17 protein-coding genes are annotated in these 23,816 nt (G+C 62.1%); 6 read left to right on the top strand and 11 right to left on the bottom strand.

Annotated elements, in window-relative coordinates:
* Positions 1 to 52: 52 nt before the first annotated feature.
* Both AC07V9_RS19480 and AC07V9_RS19475 read right to left on the bottom strand, forming a co-directional pair.
* Positions 53 to 778, bottom strand: a complete 726-nt coding sequence (locus AC07V9_RS19480) for a DUF3142 domain-containing protein (RefSeq protein WP_495017281.1) — start codon at positions 776 to 778, stop codon at positions 53 to 55.
* Complete coding sequence (locus AC07V9_RS19475) at positions 778 to 2,943, bottom strand: PA5441 family protein (protein ID WP_495017280.1); 2,166 nt, start codon at positions 2,941 to 2,943, stop codon at positions 778 to 780. Before AC07V9_RS19475 ends, AC07V9_RS19480 begins: the two co-directional genes overlap by 1 nt.
* Positions 2,944 to 3,332: 389 nt before the next feature.
* Here AC07V9_RS19475 and AC07V9_RS19470 point away from each other — a divergent pair, with 389 nt between their 5' ends.
* Positions 3,333 to 5,522 carry a TonB-dependent siderophore receptor gene (locus AC07V9_RS19470; RefSeq protein WP_495017279.1) on the top strand — a complete coding sequence of 730 codons (2,190 nt, stop codon included), beginning with the start codon at positions 3,333 to 3,335 and terminating at the stop codon, positions 5,520 to 5,522.
* Between the two features lie 815 nt (positions 5,523 to 6,337).
* On the opposite strand, the gene AC07V9_RS19465 is transcribed toward AC07V9_RS19470, so the two are convergent.
* The 5 genes from AC07V9_RS19465 to glcD all read right to left on the bottom strand — a co-directional run bounded on the left by AC07V9_RS19465 (position 6,338) and on the right by glcD (position 12,984).
* Positions 6,338 to 8,515 (bottom strand): malate synthase G, encoded by a 2,178-nt coding sequence (locus tag AC07V9_RS19465; protein ID WP_495017278.1) that lies wholly within the window; start codon positions 8,513 to 8,515, stop codon positions 6,338 to 6,340.
* A 193-nt stretch (positions 8,516 to 8,708) separates the two neighbouring features.
* A complete protein-coding gene (locus tag AC07V9_RS19460; RefSeq protein ID WP_495017277.1) occupies positions 8,709 to 9,116 on the bottom strand; it encodes a heme-binding protein in 408 nt (135 codons plus the stop codon).
* A gap of 45 nt (positions 9,117 to 9,161) precedes the next feature.
* The gene (glcF, locus tag AC07V9_RS19455; RefSeq protein ID WP_495017276.1) at positions 9,162 to 10,385 is read right to left on the bottom strand and encodes a glycolate oxidase subunit GlcF; all 1,224 of its coding nucleotides are present in this window, start codon (positions 10,383 to 10,385) and stop codon (positions 9,162 to 9,164) included.
* A 2-nt stretch (positions 10,386 to 10,387) separates the two neighbouring features.
* Positions 10,388 to 11,485 (bottom strand): glycolate oxidase subunit GlcE, encoded by a 1,098-nt coding sequence (gene glcE / locus AC07V9_RS19450; protein WP_495017275.1) that lies wholly within the window; start codon positions 11,483 to 11,485, stop codon positions 10,388 to 10,390.
* Complete coding sequence (gene glcD / locus AC07V9_RS19445) at positions 11,485 to 12,984, bottom strand: glycolate oxidase subunit GlcD (RefSeq protein WP_495017274.1); 1,500 nt, start codon at positions 12,982 to 12,984, stop codon at positions 11,485 to 11,487. The genes glcE and glcD overlap by 1 nt, the downstream gene beginning before the upstream one ends.
* Before the next feature lie 312 nt (positions 12,985 to 13,296).
* On the opposite strand from glcD, the gene glcC reads away from it, so the two are divergent.
* The 3 genes from glcC (at position 13,297) to hppD (ending at position 16,001) form a co-directional block, all read left to right on the top strand.
* Positions 13,297 to 14,070 (top strand): transcriptional regulator GlcC, encoded by a 774-nt coding sequence (glcC, locus tag AC07V9_RS19440; protein WP_495017273.1) that lies wholly within the window; start codon positions 13,297 to 13,299, stop codon positions 14,068 to 14,070.
* A 79-nt stretch (positions 14,071 to 14,149) separates the two neighbouring features.
* On the top strand, positions 14,150 to 14,782 hold the full coding sequence (gene maiA, locus AC07V9_RS19435; RefSeq protein WP_495017272.1) for a maleylacetoacetate isomerase: 633 nt from the start codon (positions 14,150 to 14,152) through the stop codon (positions 14,780 to 14,782).
* Positions 14,783 to 14,924: 142 nt separating this feature from the next.
* Positions 14,925 to 16,001: a 4-hydroxyphenylpyruvate dioxygenase gene (gene hppD, locus AC07V9_RS19430; RefSeq protein ID WP_495017271.1), complete on the top strand. Its 1,077-nt coding sequence runs from the start codon at positions 14,925 to 14,927 to the stop codon at positions 15,999 to 16,001.
* A gap of 150 nt (positions 16,002 to 16,151) precedes the next feature.
* Here the strand turns inward: hppD and AC07V9_RS19425 are convergent, their stop codons facing one another.
* Complete coding sequence (locus AC07V9_RS19425) at positions 16,152 to 16,943, bottom strand: IclR family transcriptional regulator (RefSeq protein ID WP_495017270.1); 792 nt, start codon at positions 16,941 to 16,943, stop codon at positions 16,152 to 16,154.
* Between the two features lie 107 nt (positions 16,944 to 17,050).
* On the opposite strand from AC07V9_RS19425, the gene hmgA reads away from it, so the two are divergent.
* Complete coding sequence (hmgA, locus tag AC07V9_RS19420; RefSeq protein ID WP_495017269.1) at positions 17,051 to 18,367, top strand: homogentisate 1,2-dioxygenase; 1,317 nt, start codon at positions 17,051 to 17,053, stop codon at positions 18,365 to 18,367.
* Positions 18,364 to 19,662 carry a fumarylacetoacetase gene (gene fahA / locus AC07V9_RS19415; RefSeq protein WP_495017268.1) on the top strand — a complete coding sequence of 433 codons (1,299 nt, stop codon included), beginning with the start codon at positions 18,364 to 18,366 and terminating at the stop codon, positions 19,660 to 19,662. The genes hmgA and fahA overlap by 4 nt, the downstream gene beginning before the upstream one ends.
* A gap of 120 nt (positions 19,663 to 19,782) precedes the next feature.
* Here fahA and AC07V9_RS19410 read toward each other — a convergent pair whose 3' ends face one another.
* From AC07V9_RS19410 to AC07V9_RS19400, 3 genes are read right to left on the bottom strand one after another with little or no spacing between them, the layout of a single operon-like run.
* Positions 19,783 to 21,246, bottom strand: coding sequence for an N-acyl-D-amino-acid deacylase family protein (locus AC07V9_RS19410; protein ID WP_495017267.1), 1,464 nt, complete (start codon positions 21,244 to 21,246; stop codon positions 19,783 to 19,785).
* A gap of 3 nt (positions 21,247 to 21,249) precedes the next feature.
* Entirely contained in the window at positions 21,250 to 22,110 is an 861-nt protein-coding gene (locus AC07V9_RS19405; RefSeq protein WP_495017266.1) for a MurR/RpiR family transcriptional regulator, read from the bottom strand.
* Complete coding sequence (locus tag AC07V9_RS19400; protein ID WP_495017265.1) at positions 22,111 to 23,460, bottom strand: GntT/GntP/DsdX family permease; 1,350 nt, start codon at positions 23,458 to 23,460, stop codon at positions 22,111 to 22,113.
* Positions 23,461 to 23,816: the final 356 nt, after the last annotated feature.

Genomic DNA, 23,816 nt, shown 5'->3' with positions numbered 1-23,816 from the left:
ACTCAGATCAGCCACACCACCGTTAACGGGTGTTTCACGCAACCGCAGTGTCTCAACGCGGGTTCAGCAAAAACACCACATACCCCTCAAACCACGCGTTACGCTGCAGATACGCCGGCGCTTCCCACTCCCCACCCTGCACCAGCCCGATTTTGAACGGCACGCCCAACCGAGTCATCCGCGGCAGGTACGCCGCATAGTTATCAATGCTGCGCCGCCCCTGATACGTCTGCACCACCACCTCATCCACCACACCTTTCAACTGCCCGATCGCCTCAGGGTCAGCATGACTGCTCCAGTCCATCAGGCCGGTGATGCTCAGCTTGTACCGCGCAGGCATACGCGCCCGCAGATCCTTGAGAAACGTCACGTAGTCCTGCAAATAGCGGGTGCGCGCATCGAAATCGATCTGGATGCCGGTCACCGCATTGCCTGCATCCTGCCAACGCTGCACCTGACCGAACAGCTGCGCGTAGACCGACGCCGGCCAGCGCAGGGTGTGGGCGCGGTAGACGATCCACAGATCCTGCTGCGGCAACCGCGTCACGCTCATCCCTTGCGCAATGAAGTCCACTCGCTGCCGATCCCGACGAGGCGCGAAGATCTGGCCCTGCAACACGTACAGGGTCTTCGCTTGATCCAGCACCGGCTGGGAAGCGACGCCGCTCCACAGCCAAAACGCATCGTGATCCCGTGCATCCACCGCCGCGCCAGCCGGGCCGCCGAGCAGTAGCCCCAGCAGCCCGATCAGTACCCGGCGCCGCAGCGTATTTTTCATCACCAGTAATACTGCAGTGATTTGCCCCACGTGGTGGCGCTGTAAGTGGTCTTCAGTTGCTTGAACCACGCCTTGCGCACCGACTGCGCGACGTCCTTGCCGCCGCAGCCGTTGTAGCCCGAAGGCGCGTAGCAGTTGATCGCGCGGTACAGCGCGTAGGCCTTCTCGTCACGTCCGGCCTTGGCGTCGGCGATGACGGTCTGATAGCCGTTCAGACGCGAAAACACCTCACCCTTGAACGCCGGGTCACTGCTGCCCAGTTGTGGCGAGGACGGGCGATGATCCAGTGGCATGCTGTCCAGACCGTTGCGCAGGATGAACTCGCCCAGGCAGTTCAGGCCTTTGGGGTCTGTGCCATTGGCCAGCAGCTGGGCGGCGGTGTCGGCGATGGTGGGGCAGGTGTAGTCGGATTCGGCCTTGCTGCCGTTCCAATGAAACAGCTGCAGGGTCTGGCCCGTGCTGTAGAGGTAGCCCAGACTGGTGCCCAGTTTGGTCTCGGCGGGTTTTTCGGGAAGGGCCTTGAGATCGTCGCCGAAAGCCGCGAACTGGCTGTGCAGCAGCTCTTTATAAAGCAGCACGAACTGCGCCGTGGCCTTCTCTTCGTCGCTGATGCCCTGGGTGATTTGCTGGCGCAACAGTGGCGCGTCGGCGACTTTACCCAGCAGGATCAAACGCACCTGGGCCGACTGGATCGGCGAGTCGCCGGCGAACACCTTGGCCAGTTGCCCGCTGCGCTCGTAGTTGATCGCCAGCGCCAGTTCCAGTTGCTCCCGTTGCAGTGGCTGTTTGACCAGAGGCAGCAGCTTCAGCCACAGGTCCTGCGCGCCGGGCAGGTCGTTCGTGGCTTCCAGCGCCAGGCCGCGCAGGGTCTGCTGGCTGAAAGCGAAGTAATCCAGCGACGCGGGAATATCCTTGGGCAGCAGTTTCAGCGCCTCGGCGGGGTTCTTGTCCATATAAAAGGCGAAGACGGCCTGCAGGTAATCGAACAGCGCCGGTTGCCGGGCGAAGATGTCTTTCTGCGCCAGCAGCTTGTCGCGGGTCAGTTTGTACTGCTGGTCGGGGCGCATCTGCATCAGGTCGCTGGTGACGGTCATCAGGGCCGAGGGCGCAGCGTCTGTCATGAAGATCAGCAGCTTGTTGTCGGCCTCCTGAATCAGCGCGTCCAAGGTCATATTGCGCTGCTCTTCGCTGGCCTCGGTGAGTTGCCAGGTGTAGTCCTCGGCGAGCTTGTCGACGTCATCCGAGAGCCAGTGAACCCGCCGCATCAGGCCCTTCGCGGACAGGGCGTAGTTGCCCTGGGGGTAGGCGCCGAGGTACTGCTCGAAGGCCGCCGCGACCTTGGCGAACGGCGCCGGATCGATGTTTTCCTTGAGCGTGCCGTACTCGTCGAAGGCGTCTTTCTGTGCGTCGTTGAGGCGGGTGCGCGCGACCATGTACAGCGCGGTTTCCTTGAGCCAGGGTTGGGTGCTGTTGCTCAGGCTGGCAAAGCCGGTCTCGGCGGCGGCAAAGCGACCGCTGTAGAAATCCGACGCTGCCTGCAGGTAGGTGAGGAAGGCTTTGCCGTCCGCCGATTGAATGTCGGTGGGCAGCAGCGCGGCCAGTTTCTCGCCTTCCCAGGTGCAGCCGTCGAGCAGTTGCACGCGGCTGCGAGCCAGTGACTGGCGCTCGGCGTCGGGCAACGACGGCGTATCGAGCAACTGACCAATGAAGTCCGCCGCGCTGTCGTCGCGGTTGCTGCGGCAGCGGCTGCCTTCACCCTGCAGAAAGGCCTGCCCGGCGCTGTCCGAGGTCTCGCGCTGGATGCCGAGCTGTTCCAGCACGGTACTCAAGGCTGCGGCGCCTGACTCTTCGCTCTCGTCACCCTCGATGAGCCCTTCTTCCAGACGCGTCACAGCGAAGGGCACCGGGCCGTAACCGGCGGACAACTCGTCATCGCTCAGGGCAATGGGCTTGATTGGCAACACGTTGCGATCGGCCAGCAGCAGGCGCAGGTTCACCCGGCTGTCGTTGCCGGGCGTGAGAAAAGCCAGGTTGTTGCACACGTCCAGCGAGTCGCGCAGCAGCGAAAAGGTGGGGTAGCAAGTGTCGTCGCTGCTGGCCTGGGCCGAGCCGCAAAAGCTTGCGCCAATGATCAATGCAAGAGGGGTCAGAGAGCGGATACGCATGAACAATCCTTGATTTCGCTACGTAGGGGGGAGGGTGATGCGGAGCGAATGATACAGGGTGTTTCGAAAATACGGATGGGTGGCACTTTGATGTTCAGTGCGATCTTCGAGGCCGAATGCTAAACGCTGTAGGAGCAGTCGGAGGTTACGACGGCCGCGAAGGCGGTGTGTCAGGCAAAACGCATTCGTCCGGATGCGGCCCAGACCGTCGTAACCTCCGACTGCTCCTACATGGATCGTGAGATGGGGAGGAATTGCGCTTACGAGCCATCGCCAAAATTATTTTCAAAAAAACTGTGAGGTAAATCCTGTTGGCATCCGTGTAGTGAGAATCAGATTCGTTTCCTAACGAACGCCTTCACTACTCGACAGCTCAGGTTTATCCGTTCATGACAGCTCAATCCGGTTTTCGCGTGTCTGCTTTGCCCGCTCTTCGTCCCGCCGCGCTGGGAGTGTGTTCGGTTACGGCGTTGTTGTGTTCCTTTGGCATGACGTCCTTGGCTTGCGCCGAAGAACTACAGCTGGACGCGGTCAGCATCGACGCCAATTCCCAGCGCGACATCAGCGAGACCGAGCACAGCCGTACAAGCTATCAGGCACGCAAGGCCTCGGTCGCCACGCGCACCGAAACGCCGTTGGTGGAAGTGCCGCAGACCGTGAACGTGGTCACCAACCGGGTTATCGAAGACCGTCAGCCCAACAGCCTCGACGAAGCCATCAACGCGGTCAGTGGCGTCAAGCAGGGCAACACCCTGGGCGGCACCCAGGACGCAATTCAGAAGCGCGGCTTTGGCACCAACCGCGACAACTCGATCATGCGCGACGGCATGCAATCGGTGCAGGCGCGTAACTTCACGCCGACCACCGAGCGCATCGAAGTGCTCAAGGGCCCCGCGTCGATGCTCTATGGCGTGCAGGACCCGGGCGGTGTGATCAACGTAGTGACCAAGAAGCCGCAACTGGTGGACGCCCATTCCATTTCCGCGTTTGGCACCAGCTTCGGGGGCGGCGGCGAGCAGATCGACCTGACCGGCCCGATCGGCACCAACGGCCTGGCGTATCGCGTGATCGCCGACAAGCAGAACTACGATTACTGGCGCAATTTCGGCAGCATCGACCAATCGGTGATCGCGCCGTCGCTGGCCTGGTATGGCGATGACACCACCGTTTCGGCCGCTTACGAGCACATGGAATACTCGGTGCCGTTCGACCGTGGCACGCAGATCAACACCAGGACCGGCAAGGTGCTGGACATCCCGCGCACCCGTCGTCTGGACGAGCCGTTCAACGTCACCACCGGCCGCGCCGACTCCCTCGACCTGCGCATGGATCACCGCTTCAATGACACCTGGACCTTGCGCACCGGTTACGCCTACAGCCGCAACTATTACAACGACTACCAGTCGCGTTTCATTTCGGCCAACTACATCACGGGCGCCGTGACCCGTCGTGGCGACGCCACCCGCGATGCCGTGCAATACGCCCACACCGCCACCGTCAACATGCTCGGCAACCTTTACTGGGGCGACATGCGCCACGAGGTGCTGTTCGGCGCCGACTACATGAAGAACTACCGCGAGCTGGGCGACCTGTACCGCAGCGCCAACAAGGTCGACTTCAATTACAACAACCCGGTGTACGGCGCGACCGCGCAGCCGAGCACGGTCAGCGCGCCGAACAGCGACCAGACCGACCACCTGCGCACCCACGCCTTCTTCGTGCAGGACGCGATTCACCTCAATGACCAGTGGATTTTCCAGGCTGGCCTGCGTTACGACGCGTTCGACGAGATGACCGGCAAGGGCCGTCCGTTCGTGGTCGGCGCCGACGTCAAAGACAGCAAGGTCGTGCCGCGAGTGGGGCTGGTCTACCTGATCCAGCCGGACTGGTCGGTGTATGGCAGCTACACTGAGTCGTTCCGCCCGAACACCTCGGTTGCCTCGCCGATTGGCGACCTGCCGCCGGAAGAGGGCAAGTCCTACGAGGTCGGCACCAAGTTCCAGAATGACGCGATCACCGCCACCGTGGCGCTGTTCAACATCAACAAGAAGAACGTGCAGACCAGCGAGCCGTGCGGCGTCAACGGCAGCGAAACCTGTACTCGCGTGTCGGGTGAAGTGCGTTCGCGCGGCCTTGAGGCGGACATCACCGGGCAGCTAAACGAGTTCTGGAGCGTCACCGGCAGCTACGCCTACACCGACACCAAAGTGCTGGAAGACCCGATTCTCAAGGGCGAGCCGCTGGACGGCGTGTCCAAACACACCGGCGCCGTGTACCTGACCCGTGACTTCGGCCACGTCGGCGTGGGTGATTTGCGTGCCGGCGCCGGTGCGCGTTTCGCCAGCCGCTGGGGCGTCAACGACGGTGCGGGGAAAGAGTATTACCTGCCGTCTTCGAAGGTCGCCGATGCCTTCGTCTCCTACAAGATGAAGCTCGATGAACGCGACCTGACCTTGCAGCTGAACCTGAAAAACATGTTCGATGAAAAGTACTACACCTCGGCCAGCGGCCTGGGTTCACCCGCGATTTCCATTGGCGAACCGCGTCAGCTGGTGGCGCGGGCGAAGCTGGAGTTTTGATGGCTGCGGGGGGTTGGCGGCCGGAAATTTGACCGAGGCCAACCGCGAGGCCAGCAGCGTGCCCTGTGGGAGCGAATTCATTCGCGAAAGGCTGGTTACAGGCGAGACATTTTCTGAGGCTGTACCGCCGCATCGCGAATGAATTCGCTCCCACAGCAGACCTCGGTTCGCCCGGTATTTCCATCGGCGAACCGCGTAAGCGGGTGGCGCAGGCGAGGCCAGCAGCATGCCCTGTGGGAGCGAATTCATTCGCGAGAGGCTGGTTACAGGCGAGACATTTTCTGAAGCTGTACCGCTGCATCGCGAATGAATTCGCTCCCACAGCAGACCTCGGCAGACCTGGGTTCACCCGGTATTTCCATCGGCGAACCGCGTAAGCTGGTGGCGCAGGCGAGGCCAGCAGCATGCCCTGTGGGAGCGAATTCATTCGCGAGAGGCTGGTGACAGGCGAGACATTTTCTGAGGCTGTACCGCCGCATCGCGAATGAATTCGCTCCCGCAGCAGACCTCGGCAGACCTGGGTTCACCCAGTATTACCATCGACGAACCGCGTCGGCGGGTGGCGCAGGCGAGGCTGGCAGCGCTCCCACAGCAGACCTTGGCAGACCTGGCTTCGCCCGGTATTTCCATCGGCGAACCGCGTAAGCGGGTGGCGCAGGCGAGGCCAGCAGCGTGCCCTGTGGGAGCGAATTCATTCGCCAGAGGCTGGTTACAGGCGACACATTTCCTCAGGCTGTTGTCCGTAATCAAGCTCACCTCCACAGGTCTTGCGCAGGGTTAAATCCTGGCGCAAGACCTTGAGGGGGTGATGCGAATCACGCCTCCTTTTTGTACGCCAAACGGAATTCATGCAGCAGCGGCTCGGTGTACCCGCTTGGCTGCTGACGGCCTTTGAACACCAATGCGCACGCGGCCTGGAACGCTACCGACTTGTCGAAGTTTTCGCTCATGGGCTTGTAGGCACCATCTCCGGCGTTCTGCTTGTCGACCACTTTGGCCATGCGCTTGAGGGTTTCCAACGCGTAGTTATCGTCGATCACCTTGTGCCGCAGCCAGTTGGCGATGTGCTGGCTGGAGATGCGCAGCGTCGCGCGGTCTTCCATCAGGCCGACGTTGTGAATGTCTGGCACCTTGGAGCAGCCCACGCCTTGCTCGACCCAACGCACCACATAGCCCAACAGGCCCTGGGCGTTGTTTTCGACTTCTTCGCGAATCTGCTCTTCGGTCCACTTCGCTTCAGCGGCGACCGGAATGCTCAGCAGGTCCAGCAGGATCCGTTCGCTCTCGCTTTCAAGATCGACCTTCTCCAGTTCCTGCTGCACGGCCTTCACATCGACCTTGTGGTAGTGCAGCGCGTGAAGGGTAGCCGCAGTCGGCGAAGGCACCCACGCCGTGGTCGCGCCCGCTTTCGGATGGCCGATTTTCTGCTCCAGCATGTCGGCCATCAGGTCTGGCATCGCCCACATGCCCTTGCCGATCTGCGCCCGACCGCGCAGGCCGCAGGCCAGGCCCACCAGCACGTTGTTGCGCTCGTACGCCTTGATCCATAGCGTGGCTTTCATGTCGCCCTTGCGCAACATCGGGCCGGCTTCCATGGCGGTGTGCATCTCGTCGCCGGTGCGATCCAGGAAGCCCGTGTTGATGAACGCGACCCGCGCCGAGGCCGCGTTGATGCAGGCCTTGAGGTTGACGCTGGTGCGCCGCTCCTCGTCCATGATCCCCATTTTCAGGGTGTTGCGCGGCACCTTCAGGGCGTCTTCGATGCGGCTGAACAGCCGGTCGGCGAAGGCCACTTCAGCCGGGCCGTGCATCTTCGGTTTGACGATGTACACGCTGCCTGCGCGGGAATTGGTCCGGTTGTGCAGGTCGTGCAGGGCAATGAGGCTGGTGATCACACCGTCGAGAATGCCCTCGGGGATTTCCTTGTTGCCGTCGTAGAGGATCGCCGGGTTGGTCATCAGGTGGCCGACGTTGCGGATGAACAGCAACGAGCGCCCGTGCAGGGTAATGGCGCTGCCATCGGCGGCGGTGTAGTCGCGGTCGGCGTTCAGGCGACGGGTGAAGGTCTTGCCACCCTTGACCAGTTCTTCGGTCAGGTCGCCCTTCATCAGGCCCAGCCAGTTGCGGTAGATCACCAGCTTGTCGTCGGCGTCTACAGCGGCCACCGAGTCTTCGCAGTCGATGATGGTCGACAGCGCGGCTTCGAGCAGCAGGTCCTTGATGCCCGCAGGGTCGGTGCTGCCGATGGGGCTGGTGGGGTCAATCTGGATTTCGATGTGCAGGCCATGGTTCTTCAGCAGGATGGCCTTGGGCTGCCCGGCATCGCCCTGATAACCGACGTATTTCTCGGGCTGCGCCAAAGGCGACTGACTGCCGTTGGCGAGGGTGACGACCAGCGTGCCGCTGTCCACGGCATAGGCGGTGGCGTCGACGTGGGAGCCGCTCGCCAGGGGCGCGGCTTCATCGAGCAGGGCGCGGGCGAAGTCGATGACCTTGGCGCCGCGCAGCGGGTTGTAACCGGCCTTGATTTCTGCCCCGTTGGCGCTGGAAATCGCGTCGGTGCCGTACAGCGCGTCGTACAGCGAACCCCAGCGGGCGTTGGCCGCGTTCAAGGCGTAGCGGGCGTTGGCGGCAGGCACCACAAGCTGCGGGCCGGCCTGTTCGCTGATTTCGCTGTCGACCTTGCTGGTGGTTGCCTGAACCTGGTCCGGCACCGGTTGCAGGTAGCCGATGTCATCGAGAAAGGCAATGTAGGCCGGCATGTCGGTGACCGGGCCGGGGTTGGATTTGTGCCACTTGTCGAGCTGGGCCTGCAGGCGATCACGCTCGGCCAGCAGCTCGCGGTTGATTGGTGCGAGGTCATGGACCAGTGAGTCGAAATCGGCCCAGAAGACCTCCGGGTTCAGCCCCGTTCCGGGAAGCACGTCCTCGTCGACAAAGCGTTTCAGATTGGCTGCCACCTTGAGGTTGTGGCAGTTGACGTATTCGGTCATCTCGGGCTCCTCGTTAAAAATGCTGCATACAGTGATGCAATTTTCTGTGGGAGCGAATTTATTCGCGAGAAAGGGTTCAGGCGATAAAGATGCATCGACATTATCGACGCATCGCGAATGAATTCGCTCCCACCCATGTTGCGGTCCGTCATGGGTAACGGGGGATTTTCGAAACCGCTGTACGTGGTGATTGTTATCCTGCGTTTACAGCGCCTGCACCGGCCTTGGCCACTTGCGCGTCCTGATCGGCCTTGACCCCGGACACGCCCACCGCGCCAATCGTCTCGCCATTGACGACCACCGGCACGCCGCCTTCCAGCGAGGTGAGCAGAGGCGCGGTGACGAACGCAGTACGCCCGCCATTGACCATCTCTTCATAGCCCTTGGACTCACGACGGCCCAGCGCCGAGGTGCGGGCTTTCTCGATGGCGATGTAGCCGCCAATCGGCGCGCAGCCGTCCAGACGCTCGAAGCCCAGCAGGTGACCGCCGTCGTCGGTGACGGCAATGGACACGGCCCAGCCGTTGTTCTGCGCTTCGGCACGGGCCGCCGCGAGGATCTGGGTGACTTCGGTCTGGGTCAGTACGGATTTGGTCTTCATGCTGCTCTCCTGAGGATTGTTGTGAGTGATCAAGACGCCCCGTGATCATCTGGGATGCAGGGCGTCCTCGATAAGTTCGATCCAGTGTTTGACGGGTGTGCGACCCGCACTGGCCAGGTGGGTCTGACAGCCAATGTTGGCGGTGGCAATGACCTCCGGTGCGCCGCTTTCCAGCGCGTTCATCTTGTTGTCACGCAGCTGCTTCGAAAGCTCGGGCTGGGTGATCGAGTATGTGCCCGCCGAGCCACAGCATAGGTGACTGTCGGGCACTGCGGTCAGGTTGAAGCCCAGCTGGGTCAACACCGACTCCACCGCGCCGCCGAGTTTCTGGGCGTGCTGCAGGGTGCAGGGGCAATGAAACGCGAGTTTGGCACTGGTGCAGGCGCCGAGTTTTTCCAGGGGTTCGGCGCGCATCACTTCCACCAGGTCCTTGGTCAGCGCGCTGATTCTGTCGGCCTTTTCGGCGTAGGCCGGGTCGTCGCGCAGCATGTGCCCGTAATCCTTGACGAAGGCCCCACAGCCGCTGGCGGTCTGCACGATGGCTTCGGCGCCAGCCTGCACGCTTGGCCACCAGGCATCGATGTTGCGACGGGCGCGTTCCAGGCCTTGCTCTTGGGCGTTCAGGTGGTAATCCACCGCGCCGCAGCATCCTGCCTGGGCGATGGATTTGACGCTGATGCCCAGCCGATCCAGCACTCGCGCCGTCGCCGCATTGGTGTTGGGTGACAGGCCCGGTTGCACGCAGCCTTCTAGAATCAGCATGTGGCGCGCGTGCTGCTGCGTGGGGCGTGCCTTGGCCGGGCGAATGTTGCCGGGAAGCTTGTCTTTCAGAGTGCCGGGCAACAGGGGCCGAAATGCACTGCCCATCTGGGTCAGGGTCTTGAACAGCCCGGCGTTCGGCACCACCGCGCGCAGGCTCTCACGCAGCATGCGCTGGCTCATCGGGCGCGGCACGGCGGCGTCGACCACGGCCCGGCCAATGTCCAGCAGGTTGTGGTAGTTCACCCCGGACGGGCAGGTGGTCTCGCAGTTGCGGCAGGACAGGCAGCGGTCCAGGTGCAGCTGGGTTTTCTCGGTGACTTCCTTGCCCTCCAGCACTTGCTTGATCAGGTAGATCCGGCCGCGCGGGCCGTCCAGTTCATCGCCCAACAGTTGATAGGTCGGGCAAGTGGCGTTGCAGAATCCGCAGTGCACGCAGCTGCGCAGAATGCTCTCGGCTTCTTCGCCACGGGGCAGGCTTTTCGCGTGTTCGCTCAGGGTGGTCTGCATGGTTAGATCTCCGCGTACATTCGGCCCGGATTGAACACTCCGTGCGGATCCAGTTGCGCCTTGAGCTGGCGGTGATAGCGCAAAAGCGGCGCGGCGAGTGGCTGAAACGGGCTGTCCTCCAGGCCGTGGCTGTAACAGGTGGCATGACCGCCCACAGCGCTGACCTGCGCGCGGATTTCGCTGCCAGGTGCATCGGATTTCAGCCAGCGTTGTGCGCCGCCCCAGTCAATCAACTGATCACCGGGTAAATCCAGCGGACCGGTGTGGGTGGGCAACGACAGGCGCCACAGCGGGCGACCGTTGGTAAAAAAATCCAGCCGATGCTCATTCAGCGCGCCCCAATAAACCGGGTCGATGGACTCGCCACCGAGACGATCATGGGCGGCTGCCACCGAACCTTCGCCACCTTCCAGACGCAGGCGCAGCACACGCCCGTCGTGACTCGCCGCGCTGATCGGCAGCGGCTGCTGGCCCCATTCGGCGAGGCGGGCGAGGGCGCGGCTGTTGTCCATTTCCAGGGCGATGCTGGTGCACAGCCGGGGTTTGGGCAGGACTTTCAGCGAGACTTCGGTGATCAATCCCAGGCACCCGAAACTGCCCGCCATCAGGCGCGACAAGTCGTAGCCTGCGACGTTTTTCATCACCTCGCCGCCGAATTTCAGATGCTTGCCCAGGCCTGTGATCACGCGGGTGCCGAGGACGAAATCGCGGACAGAACCGGACCATGGGCGTCGCGGGCCAGACAACCCGGCTGCGATCATCCCGCCCACCGTGGCATCGCCCACGCCGCCATCGCTATAGGCCGGTGGCTCGCAAGGCAGCATTTGTCCTGCGGCGTCCAGTGCCGCATTCAGTTCGCTGAGGGGCGTGCCAGCCCGGGCGGTGATTACGAGTTCGGTGGGGTCGTAGGTGACGATGCCGCGATGCACACGGGTGTCGAGCACTTCGCCCGCCACTTCGCGGCCGAGAAACGCTTTGCTGTTGGCGCCCTGAATGCGCAGCGGCAGGCCCGTCTGGATGGCCTGGTTGACCTGCTCCAGCAGCACCTGACTGGCATCGCGGTCTTGCTGGCTGGGGTTCAATTGACGTTCGGCACCCATCAGAAACGCTCCAGTTCAGGGAAGGGCAGTTTGCCCATGTGCACGTGCATCGCGCCGAATTCGGCGCAGCGATGCAGGGTCGGAATGTTTTTGCCGGGGTTGAGCATGCCACTGGGGTCGAACGCCGCTTTTACCGAATGAAACAGGGTCAGTTCGTCGCTGTTGAACTGCGCGCACATCTGATTGATCTTCTCGCGGCCCACCCCGTGCTCCCCGGTAATGCTTCCGCCGACCTTGACGCACAGCTCCAGGATCTTGCCGCCCAGCGCTTCGGCGCGGTCCAGCTCGCCCGGCTGGTTGGCATCGAAAAGGATCAGCGGATGCATATTGCCGTCGCCTGCGTGGAAAACGTTGGCCACACGCAGCCCGTATTCCTCGGACAGCGCGGAAATGCCCTTCAATACGCCGGGCAATTCCCGACGCGGAATGGTGCCATCCATGCAGTAGTAATCCGGCGACAGCCTACCCACGGCGGGGAAGGCGTTCTTGCGACCGGCCCAGAAGCGCACGCGCTCGGCCTCGTCTTTGGCCTGACGCACTTCGGTGGCGCCGGCCTTTTCCAGCACGGCCCGCACGCGGTCGCAATCGGCGTGCACATCGGCCTCAACGCCGTCGAGTTCGCAGAGCAAAATGGCTTCGGCGTCCACCGGGTAACCGGCGTGAATGAAATCCTCGGCAGCACGAATGGCCAGGTTGTCCATCATCTCCAGCCCGCCGGGAATGATGCCCTCGGCGATGATGTCGCCCACGGCGCGCCCGGCTTTCTCCACCGAATCGAAGGCGGCCAGCAGCACCCGCGTCACTTGCGGCTTGGGCAGCAGCTTGACGGTCACCTCGGTGATGATGCCCAGCATGCCTTCGGAGCCCGTGAACAGCGCCAGCAGGTCGAAGCCGGGCGTATCCAGCGCGTCGGAGCCCAACACCATGCGCTCGCCTTCGACGGTGAGGATGTCGATCTTGAGCAGGTTGTGCACGGTCAGGCCGTATTTGAGGCAATGCACGCCGCCCGCGTTTTCCGCGACATTGCCGCCGATGGAGCAGGCGATTTGCGAAGAAGGGTCGGGGGCGTAGTAGAGGTCATGGGGCGCGGCAGCCTGGGAGATCGCCAGGTTGCGCACGCCAGGCTGCACGCGGGCGAAGCGCCCGGCGGGGTCGATGTGCAGGATCTTATTGAAGCGCGCCATCACCAACAGCACGCCTTTTTCCAGCGGCAACGCACCACCTGAAAGCCCCGTGCCAGCGCCACGAGCGACCACCGGCGCGCCGCGTTCGTGGCAGACCTTGAGCAGCGTCTGCACCTGTTCGACCCGCTCCGGCAGCACCACCAGCATAGGCGTGGTGCGGTAGGCGGAAAGGCCGTCGCATTCATAAGGCCGCAGTTCTTCCTCGCGATGGAGGATGTCCAGATCAGGCAGTCGCGCCTGCAAGGCCTGAAGCAGCTGTGCCTTGTCGATGGCAGGCAACGCGCCATCGACGCGTTCGTCGTACAGAATATTCATGTGGGTCTGTCACCCTGTTTTGTTCTTATTGATTGAGGCCCGTTCACGGCAGGAACGTTCTACGGCTGACTTGCATCATTGGCCCGGCAGGATTTACTGTCCATGGCTAAACGCACTGGTCGAACCAGTTTTTTTTTTTGGCATTTGCACAACGGATTTATTTAAAAGATAGCCAAAACAATCAGTTAACCAATGATCGGGAACTGTCGCTGTGTTATGCAACGGCTGGTCATACCACTTTGGTGGCTGTGATGAATATTGCTGTTACAGAGGCCGACGTTCCAACGAACATCCGCGTAAAGGTCGAGAATCATGGAACACCCTGCAAGTACCCGCCCGCCACAGGTCGCCGATGTCGTCAGCGAACGGATCGAACGCCTGATCGTCGATGGCGTGCTCAAGGTCGGGCAGTTGCTCCCTTCCGAGCGTCGTCTGACCGAAAAGCTCGGCGTCTCTCGCACGGCGTTGCGCGAGGGCCTCAAACTGCTGCGCGCCCGCGGCATCATTGAAACCCGCCATGGTCAGGGCTCGTTCGTTGCGCAAATGGGCGGGTTGGGCGTCACCGCCGCCTCACCCCTGATGCACCTGTTCGCCTCCCAGCCGCGCACCCTGTACGACCTGTTCGAAGTACGCAGCCTGCTGGAAGGGGAGTCCGCCCGACTGGCGGCCTTGCGCGGCACTGACGCCGACTTTGTCCTCATCACCCGCGCCTACGATGCGCTGGTCGCCGCCCATGATCACGAATTGCCAGCGTCCGAACATGCGCGACTGGATCACGCGTTTCATCTGGCCATCTGCGAGGCCTCTCACAACCCGGTGCTAGTGCAGACCCTGCGTTCGCTGACCGACTTGTTGCTCAATACGGTGTTCGCCTCGGTCAACAATCTCTATCACCGCGAGGTGCAGAAACGCCAGATCGACCGCCATCACGCCAGGCTTTACAACGCTGTGACGGGAAGGCTGCCCGAGCAGGCACGCAGGGCCGCGGTGGCGCATATCCAGAGCATTTGCGAAAACTTGCGGGAGATCGAAAACGAGGAGCAGCGCCTGGTGAGGGCGACGTTGCGGTTGGAGGGGTGGGCCTGACCTTGACAGCCGCAGTCTTCTGCCGCAACTTACGCATTGCGTAAGTCGTTTACGAAAATAACAAAAACAGGGCCTGCACGTGGATCTCTACACTTACTACCGTTCAACCTCCAGTTACAGGGTGCGCATCGCCCTGGCGCTGAAAGGACTGGAAGTCAACGCCATTCCCGTCAACCTGATCCGTGACGGCGGCGAGCACCGCCAGCCGGGCTATCTGGCCATCAACCCTCAAGGCCGCGTGCCCGCACTTCGTCTGGAAGAGGGCGAGGTGATCATTCAGTCGATGGCCATCATCGAATACCTCGAAGAGCGCTTTGCCCAGCCTTCACTTCTCCCTGCCGACCTCATCCAGCGCGCCAAGCATCGCGAGATCGCCGCGCTGATCGGCTGCGATATCCATCCTCTACACAACGTCGCCGTGCTCAACCGTCTGCGCGGGCTGGGGCACGATGAAGGCGATGTGACGGCGTGGATCGGTCACTGGATCAGCGAAGGTTTCAAAGCGATAGAAGCCTTGATTGGCGATGAAGGCTTCTGTTTCGGCGAAGTCGGACTGGCGGATGTCTATCTCTTGCCGCAGCTGTACGCAGCACGTCGTTTCAACGTCGATCTGAGCGCGTTCCCGCGTATCACACGGGTCGAGGCGCTGGCCTTGCACCACCCGGCCTTCAAACGCGCACATCCCGATGCGCAATCCGATAAGCCGGAGTAACCTTTCCTACATGAAAATCCTCGGTCTGCAATTGATCTTCGGCGACTTCCTCGCCCGCAGCGTGCGGGGTATTCCCTGCGCGCCACCCGCTGAACAGTGACCTTCGCCGCCGTGCATTTCACTATTTAGCAGGAGCAAGACCGTGACCGATCTCTACGAAAACCCGATGGGCCTGATGGGCTTCGAATTCATCGAATTCGCCTCGCCAACCCCCAACACCCTGGAGCCTGTGTTCCAGATGATGGGCTTCACCAAAGTCGCCAACCACCGTTCCAAGAACGTGGCGCTGTACCGCCAGGGCGCGATCAACATCATCCTCAACAACGAACCCCACAGCGAAGCGTCTTACTTCGCTGCCGAGCACGGTCCTTCAGTGTGCGGCATGGCTTTCCGGGTCAAGGATTCGCAACTGGCCTACAAACGTGCGCTGGAACTGGGTGCCCAACCGATCGAAATCGGCACCGGCCCCATGGAGCTGCGTTTGCCGGCGATCAAGGGCATTGGCGGCGCGCCGCTGTACCTGATCGACCGCTTTGGCGAAGGCACTTCGATCTATGACATCGACTTCGTGTTCATCGAAGGCGTCGACCGTCACCCCCAGGGCGCGGGGCTGCAGTTCATCGACCACCTGACCCACAACGTCTATCGCGGACGGATGGCCTATTGGGCGAACTTCTATGAAAAGCTGTTCAACTTCCGCGAAATTCGCTACTTCGACATCAAGGGCGAGTACACCGGCCTGACCTCCAAGGCCATGACCGCGCCGGATGGGATGATTCGCATCCCGTTGAACGAAGAGTCGTCCAAGGGCGCGGGGCAGATCGAAGAGTTCCTGATGCAGTTCAACGGCGAAGGCATACAGCACGTGGCGTTTTTCACCGAAGACCTGATCAAGACCTGGGATCAGCTCAAGGCGCTGGGCATGCGCTTCATGACAGCGCCGCCGGACACCTATTACGAAATGCTCGAGGGTCGTTTGCCTAACCACGGCGAGCCTGAGGCTGAGCTGAAGGCGCGCGGCATTCTGCTGGACGGCACTTCGGAAGGGGGAAACCAGCGTCTACTGTTGCAGATATTCTCGGAAACCCTGATGGGGCCGGTGTTCTTCGAGTTCATTCAACGCAAGGGCGATGATGGCTTTGGCGAGGGCAACTTCAAGGCGCTGTTCGAGTCCATCGAGCGTGATCAACTGCGTCGTGGCGTGTTGACGGCGGATTGATATCTGCTGGCTGATGCAGCTGTTGAACCTGTGGGAGCGAATTCATTCGCGAGGCGGTTTTTCAGGCGATAGATATCTGTCGTCTGTACTGGCCTCTCGCAAATGAATTCGCTCCCACAGTAGGTGTGTTCGGCATGTAATCCGTGCGCATCACGCTTGCGGCATCTCCCCACCCATCCGCGCACCGATCGCTTGGGCGGTCTGCAGCAGCTTGTGTGCCGCGTGCGCCTGACGCTCGTTAGTGAACACCGAGGCCGAGCCGACCACTGTCACCACACCCACCAACTTGTTGCCCATGGCGAACACCGGGGAGGACACGGCATTGACGCCCGCCATCAGCAGCCCGTGAATCTGATGCACCCCGGTGCTGCGGATTTCCTTGATGTGCCGATCGATTTCCTTGAGCTGTTTCGCGTTCAGGTTCACAGATTCAGCTTCGCGCAACCCGGCGGTTTCTGCGTGGGACAGGAAGGTGTCGAAGACCAGCCCCGTGGACGAGCTGAGCAGCGGCAGTACCGAGCCAATCTGCGTGACCAGTGTCACCGCGCCCAATGATTGCTCGACGTAAACCACCGTCGGCCCCTTGTTGCCCCACACCGCGAGGAAGCAGGTCTCGTTGAGTTCGTCGCGCAGGGCGATCAGCTCCGGCGCGCTGGTTTTCAGCACGTCCAGCTGACTCAGTGCCGCCAGGCCAACCTGCAAAGCAGAGCGGCCGAGGCGGTAATGGTTGGTGACCGGGTCCTGTTCGGCAAAGCCGCTGTCCACCAGCGCTTGCAAATAGCGATGGACCTTGCTCGCTGGCATCGCCACATGTTCGGCCAGTTTCGACAGTGAGGTGGCGGGGGCCAGTTCGGCCAAGGCCTTGAGAATGCCAACGCCCACTTCAGCGGACTGCACCTTTTGTTGGCGCGGGACTACAGGGTCTGTGGAATCGTCTGTCATGAGTCAAGGCGCCGGTCTGAAAAAGCAGCTTTATAGCTTGACCGTCCTGCAAACTCAAATTACGTTATTCGTAATTCGCTTACGCAAAACAAAAACAAGAGGTCGAGATGTTGACGTCACCCGCCTGCAGGGCTTTGCGCTACCAGTCCGGTTTCGGTAATCAATTCAGCAGCGAGGCCGTTTCCGGTGGTTTGCCCCAGGGGCAGAACTCGCCACAGCGTCATCCACTGGGCCTCTATGCCGAGCAGTTCTCGGGTACGGCATTTACCGTGCCCCGCGCCGAAGCCCGGCGCACTTGGCTCTATCGCATCAAGCCTTCGGCCGCGCACTCGCGATTCCAGCGCGCAGAGCGGCAGATCACCGGCGTTGAGCAAGGCCCTGTGAACCCCAATCGCCTGCGCTGGAACGCCTTCGACATCCCCGCTGAGCCCACCGATTTCATCGACGGCCTGATCGCGTTGGCAAGCACCTCGGCAGCGGATCAGGCAGAGGGCGTCAGCGTTTATCTCTACTCCGCCAATCAGTCCATGGACCGCGCTTTCTTCAATGCCGACGGCGAATGGCTGATCGTCCCGCAACTGGGCCGTCTGCGCCTGATCACTGAACTGGGCTTGCTGGACATCGAGCCGCAGGAAATTGCCGTCATCCCCCGTGGGCTGAAATTCAACGTGCAGCTGCTCGACGGGCAGGCCCGCGGTTACATCTGCGAGAACCATGGCAGCCCGTTGCGGCTACCAGACCTGGGGCCTATCGGCAGTAACGGGCTGGCCAACCCGAGGGATTTTCAAGCCCCGGTGGCGCATTTCGAGAATCGCGAGCAACCCACCGTACTGGTGCAGAAGTTTCTCGGTGAGCTGTGGCAAACCACCCTTGAACACACGCCGTTCGATGTGGTGGCGTGGCATGGCAACAACGTGCCTTACAAATACGATCTGCGCCTGTTCAACACCATCGGCACTGTGAGTTACGACCATCCGGACCCGTCGATCTTCACCGTGCTGACCTCGCCGGGCGCGACCCAGGGTCAGGCCAACGTCGATTTCGTGATCTTCCCGCCACGCTGGATGGTGGCGGAAAACACCTTCCGTCCGCCGTGGTTCCACCGCAACCTGATGAACGAATTCATGGGCCTGATCGACGGCGCCTACGATGCCAAGGCCGAAGGCTTCATGCCTGGCGGCGCGTCGCTGCACAACTGCATGAGCGCCCACGGCCCGGACAATGCCACGGCTGAAAAAGCCATGGCGGTCGAGCTCAAACCGCACAAGATCGAGCAGACCATGGCGTTCATGTTCGAGACCGGCAAGGTCCTGCGTCCCAGCCGCCACGCGCTGGAATGCCCGCAACTGCAAAGCGACTACGATGCCTGCTGGAACGGCATCGCCAACACCTTCAAACCTTTCGATACGGACAGTCAACGATGAGCATTTCCAAGCACCCGCGCAGCTGGGTGACCTCTGCCAACGATCACCCCGATTTCCCGCTGCAGAACCTGCCGTTCGGCGTGTTCAGCCGCGGCGGCGGCAGTCGGCGGGGGGGTGTGGCCATCGGCGATTTCATTTTCGATCTGCAGGTGGCTTACGAAACCGGCCAGTTCAACGGCGAGGCTCGGGTGGCAGCTGAAGCGGCCCGTCACGGCCAGCTCAACGCGCTGTTCGCCTTGGGCACTGCGCCGCGACAGGCGCTGCGTAATGAATTGCTCAGACTGCTCGATGAAAACAGCCCGGAGCGTGCGTCTCTTGAGCTGCTCGGCGATGCCCTGCTGGTGCCGATGAGTGAATGCCGCATGCACCTGCCCGCGCAGGTGGGTGACTACACCGACTTCTATGTCGGCATTCATCACGCGACCAACGTCGGCAAGCTGTTCCGCCCCGACAACCCTTTGCTGCCGAACTACAAATACGTCCCCATCGCCTACCACGGTCGTGCCTCGACGCTGTGTGTGTCAGGCACCCCGGTCAAACGCCCCAATGGCCAGACCCTGGCGCCGGGCGCCGAGGCGCCGACCTTGGGGCCTAGCAAGCGGCTGGATTACGAGCTGGAAGTCGGCGTGTGGATGGGGCAGGGCAACGAGACCGGCGAGTCGATAGCCATTGGCGAAGCGGGCGGGCACATCGCCGGTTTCTGCCTGCTCAATGACTGGTCGGCGCGGGATCTTCAGGCTTGGGAATACCAGCCGCTGGGGCCGTTCCTGTCCAAGAGCTTTGCCACCACGCTGTCGCCTTGGGTGGTCACCGTTGAGGCGCTGGCGCCGTTTCGCAGCGCGCAACCCCAGCGGCCGGAGGGGGATCCCCAGCCACTGGCGTACCTGTTCGACGAGCAGGATCAAAGCCACGGCGCGCTGGATATCGAGCTGGAAGTGCTGCTGCTCACTGCGCAGATGAAAGAGCAGGGCATCGCACCCCATCGTCTGGCCCTGAGCAATACGCTGAACATGTACTGGACTGTGGCGCAGATGGTCACGCATCACAGTGTCAACGGCTGCAAATTGCAGGCAGGGGATTTGTTCGGTACAGGCACCTTGTCTGGCCCTGAGGCGGGGCAGCTCGGCAGCCTGTTGGAGATGACCGAGGGTGGCAAACATCCGGTGGAATTGCCCAATGGCGAGATGCGCACCTTCTTGCAGGCGGGGGATGAGGTAATTCTGAAGGCCCGCTGCCGCAGGGACGGCGAGGTGAGTATCGGGTTTGGTGAGTGCCGAGGTCTCATTCTTGGATAGGTCGAAACTCATCGCCGGATGACCCAGCGCCATCGCGAATGAATTCGCTCCCACAGGTTGACCGCATCCTTCTGTGGGAGCGAATTCATTCGCGAGAGGCTGTTACCGACGCAGCGAGTCTCAGGTTTGGGTAAACCCCGCCACCAGCGAACCGCTCCGGGGCAAGAACCGTCCCTGCCGTTCACCCTGCGGCTTACCATCGGCATAGCTCAAATGCCCGTTGACCCACACCCCATCGATGCCTTCGGCGGCGCGTTTTGGCTCCTTGAAGTCGGCAACGTCACGCACCGTGTCGGGGTTGAACAGCACCAGATCCGCCCAATAGCCTTCGCGCACGAAACCGCGGTCATGCAGGCCGAAGCGGCTGGCGGTCAGCCCGGTCATCTTGTGGATGGCCCGGTGCAGCGGGAACAGGCCCAGATCACGACTGAAATGCCCCAGCACACGGGGAAATGCGCCCCACAGACGCGGATGCGGGAACGGGTCTTCCGGCAGCCCGTCCGAGCCGATCATCGACAGCGGGTGTTTCATGATGTTCTGCACATCGTTCTCATCCATGCCGTAATACACGGCGCCCGCCGGTTGCAGCTGGCGCGCGGCGTCGAGCAGAGACAGGCCCCAGTCGGCAGCAATGTCTTTCAAATCGCGACCGCTCTGATCCGGATGCGGGGTCGACCAGGTAATGGTGATGCGAAAAGCATCAGTGACCTGCTTCAAATCCAGCGTCGAGGAACTGGCGGCATAGGGGTAGCAGTCGCAGCCGACGGGGTGGGTCAGCGCGGCTTTTTCCAGCGAGGCCAACAGTTGCAGGCTGCGCCCCCAGTTGCCAGCGCCGGCGCATTTCATATGGGAAATCACCACCGGCGATTTGGCGTGGCGACTAATGTCGAAGGCCTCATCCATCGCTTCCAGCACCGGCTCGAACTCGCTGCGCAGGTGAGTCGTGTATACCGCGCCAAACGCTGTCAATTCCTCGGCCAGTTGCTTGACCTCGTCGGTCTCGGCAGCGTTCGCCGAGGCATAGGCCAGGCCCGTGGACAGGCCCAGCGCGCCGTCTTCCAGGCTCTGGCGCAGCTGTTCGCGCATGGCGCTGATTTCATCCGGATGGGCGGTGCGGAACAGATCGTCCAGATGGTTGCTGCGCAAGGCGGTATGGCCGATCAGGGCCGCGACGTTCACTGCCGGGCGCGCCTTGTCTACGGCGTGGCGATAGTCGCTGAAACGCGGGTAGGCAAATGCCTTGGCCGGGCCGAGCAGGTTCATCGGGTCTGGCGGGTCGCCTGCCAGGGTCACTGGGGAGGCGCTGATGCCGCAGTTGCCGACGATCACTGTGGTCACGCCCTGGGTGATTTTCGGCAGCATCTCGGGCTGGCGAATCACCACGGTGTCGTCGTGGGTGTGCACGTCAATGAAGCCCGGCGCCAGCACCCGACCGGCCGCGTTGATGTCTTCGCGAGCCGACACGCCGCTCAGGTCGCCAATGCGCTGGATGCGCCCCTGGGCGATGGCCACGTCGGTGTGCACGCCGGGGGTATCGCTGCCGTCGATCACCAGCGCGTCGCGAATGATCAGGTCGTAAAGCATGGTTCAGTCTCCAAGCGGCAGGCCGTCGTCGCCGCCGCGGTAATCGTCGAGGGCCAGCTTGATGCGGCGCAGGCGCTCCTGATTGTCGTCAGGGGCGATCAGCGCCAGCTCCGTGGCCAGCACGTCGAGGGTCAGCAGCATGCCGTAGCGCGCCGCCGTGGGTTTGTAGATGAAGTTGGTTTCGGCGATCTGCAAGGGCAGCAGCACGTCGGCCAACGCCGCCAGCGGTGAGCCAGGGAGGGTGATGGCGAGGATCTTGGCGCCGTAGCTGCGGGCCAGGGTCACGGCGTCCAGCAATTCTGGCGTGAGCCCGCTCAAGGAGCAGACGATCAGGCTGTGATCCGGGCCCAGGGTCGCAGCGATCAGGCGCATCATCACCGGGTCCCGGCAGGCGGCGATGGGGTAACCCAGGCGCACCAGGCGGGTCTGCAGTTCTTCGCTGCACAGGCTCGAGCAGCCACCCATGCCGAAGCTGTGAATCATCCGCGCCGGGGTGAGCAGGGCGACGGCGGCCTTGAAGCGCGTGTCGTCGAAGCCTGCCAGGTGCTGGCGCAGGGTGGATTCGATGTCGCCGACGATCTGGCTGAAAAATGCCGATTGCTCCGGCGCCTGTTCCGGTTTGAGAAAGCGGCTGCCAACGCCGCTGGCCTGGGCCAGTTGCAGGCGCAGGTCGCGCAGATCCTTGCAGCCGACCGTGCGGGCGAAGCGCGACAGCGTAGCGCTGCTGACCTCGGCGCGGGCGGCCAGTTCGTCGAGGCTGGCGCTGGCCGAGAAGGCGACATCGCTCAGAATCAATTTGGCGATGCGGCCTTCACCGGCGCTGAAGGAGTCCTGACGGGCGCGGATCTGATACAGAATGTCCACTCAGAGCACCTGCGCCAGGCCCAGGGTGAGGACGAATGCGATCACCGAGATCAGCGTTTCCAGCACCGTCCATGTCTTGAAGGTCTGTGCCACGGTCATGTTGAAATACTCCTTGATAAGCCAGAATCCGCCGTCGTTGACGTGGGAAAAGATCACCGAACCCGCCCCGGTCGCCAGCACCAGCAGTTCAGGATGCGGATAACCCAGCCCCATGGCCACCGGCGCGACGATGCCCGATGCGGTGGTCATTGCTACCGTCGCCGAGCCTGTGGCGACGCGCATCAACGCGGCGAACAGCCAACCCATCAACAACGGCGAGAGGTGAAAATCCTGGGCCAGGCCGACAATTTCATTGGTCACGCCGCTGTCGACCAGAATCCGGTTCAGGCCGCCGCCAGCGCCGACCAGCAGCGTGATGCTGGCGGTCGGGGCTAGGCATTCCTGGGTGAATTTGAGGATCGAGTCGCGGTTGAAGCCTTGGGCGATTCCCAAGGTCCAGAAGCTTAGCAACGTTGCCAGCAGCAGGGCGATCACCGAGTTGCCGATGAACAGCAGGAAGCTGTTGAACGCACTGCCCGGGGTCGACAGCAGGTTGGCCCAGCCGCCCAGCAACATCAGGAAGACCGGCAGCAGAATGGTCGCCATGGTGATGGTGAAGCCTGGCAGCTGTTTGCGTGGCTCGCGGTCGAGAAACTGCTTGGCCAGCGGGTTTTCATCGGGCAGCTGAATGTGCGGCACGATGAATTTGGCGTAGAGGGGGCCGGCAATGATCGCGGTCGGGATGCCGATCAGGATCGCGTAGAACAGGGTCTGGCCCACCGAGGCCTGATAAGCCTGCACCGCCAGCATCGCGGCCGGGTGCGGCGGAACGAGGGCGTGCACCACCGACAGACCGGCGACCATCGGCAGGCCGACCATCAGGATCGACACGCCAACCCGACGGGCGACGGTGAAGGCAATCGGCACCAGCAGCACAAAACCGACTTCGAAGAACAGCGGCAGGCCGACAAGAAAGGCGATGCAGACCATCGCCCAGTGCGCGTTGCGCTCGCCGAAACGGTCGATCAGGGTGCGCGCCACCTGCTCGGCGCCACCGGACTCGGCCATCATCTTGCCGAGCATGGTGCCCAGCGCGACGACCAGGGCGATATGGCCCAGGGTCTTGCCGACCCCGCCTTCATAGGAGCTGACCACGGACGTCGCGGGCATCCCGGCGACCAGCGCCAGGCCCACCGACACCAGGGTGATAACGACAAAAGGGTTAAGACGAAAACGGGCGATCAGCACGATCAGAGCGATGATCGCGATGGCGGCATAGACCAACAGGGACAGGCCGGTAGACGGAGGCATGCAACGGTTCCTTGCAGAGAAAGTGAGTGGTCAGGCGAAGCGGCGGGGGCAGGTCAGCCCAAACGCAATCGCGCGATGTAAACAGTCTCGGCAGTGGGTGTTGCAAAGGGCTCACGGGGTGAAACAGGGGTCCAAAGACGACGATCACAGGCAGGCATTATTTTTATCTCTGATTTCGTGATGAAAATTAAATTACACGAAAACCGATAAAAATATCAATTTATGAAAATTAATTTCCTTCAGCGTGCTGCTCTGGATTTTCTGTGGGCGCGAGTTCATTCGCGATTCGCCGGTATATCCGGCACATTTTCTGTCGCCTGCACCGGCGCCTCGCGAATGAATTCGCTCCCACGGGG

This window comes from Pseudomonas sp. GW821-FHT02A11, assembly GCF_059421985.1.
The sequence above is the reverse complement of the archived record's forward strand: the minus strand, read 5'-3'. Positions and strand labels throughout refer to the sequence as shown.

Excerpts from the sequence above, each read along its gene's own strand:
- AC07V9_RS19425 (WP_495017270.1), bottom strand. The coding sequence starts at position 16,943 with ATGACAGACGATTCCACAGACCCTGTAGTCCCGCGCCAACAAAAGGTG.
- AC07V9_RS19470 (WP_495017279.1), top strand. The coding sequence starts at position 3,333 with ATGACAGCTCAATCCGGTTTTCGCGTGTCTGCTTTGCCCGCTCTTCGT.
- AC07V9_RS19460 (WP_495017277.1), bottom strand. The coding sequence starts at position 9,116 with ATGAAGACCAAATCCGTACTGACCCAGACCGAAGTCACCCAGATCCTC.
- AC07V9_RS19475 (WP_495017280.1), bottom strand. The coding sequence starts at position 2,943 with ATGCGTATCCGCTCTCTGACCCCTCTTGCATTGATCATTGGCGCAAGC.
- glcE (WP_495017275.1), bottom strand. The coding sequence starts at position 11,485 with ATGGGTGCCGAACGTCAATTGAACCCCAGCCAGCAAGACCGCGATGCC.
- fahA (WP_495017268.1), top strand. The coding sequence starts at position 18,364 with ATGAGCATTTCCAAGCACCCGCGCAGCTGGGTGACCTCTGCCAACGAT.
- AC07V9_RS19465 (WP_495017278.1), bottom strand. The coding sequence starts at position 8,515 with ATGACCGAATACGTCAACTGCCACAACCTCAAGGTGGCAGCCAATCTG.
- AC07V9_RS19480 (WP_495017281.1), bottom strand. The coding sequence starts at position 778 with ATGAAAAATACGCTGCGGCGCCGGGTACTGATCGGGCTGCTGGGGCTA.
- AC07V9_RS19410 (WP_495017267.1), bottom strand. The coding sequence starts at position 21,246 with ATGCTTTACGACCTGATCATTCGCGACGCGCTGGTGATCGACGGCAGC.
- hmgA (WP_495017269.1), top strand. The coding sequence starts at position 17,051 with ATGTTGACGTCACCCGCCTGCAGGGCTTTGCGCTACCAGTCCGGTTTC.
- glcD (WP_495017274.1), bottom strand. The coding sequence starts at position 12,984 with ATGAATATTCTGTACGACGAACGCGTCGATGGCGCGTTGCCTGCCATC.
- glcC (WP_495017273.1), top strand. The coding sequence starts at position 13,297 with ATGGAACACCCTGCAAGTACCCGCCCGCCACAGGTCGCCGATGTCGTC.
- AC07V9_RS19400 (WP_495017265.1), bottom strand. The coding sequence starts at position 23,460 with ATGCCTCCGTCTACCGGCCTGTCCCTGTTGGTCTATGCCGCCATCGCG.
- glcF (WP_495017276.1), bottom strand. The coding sequence starts at position 10,385 with ATGCAGACCACCCTGAGCGAACACGCGAAAAGCCTGCCCCGTGGCGAA.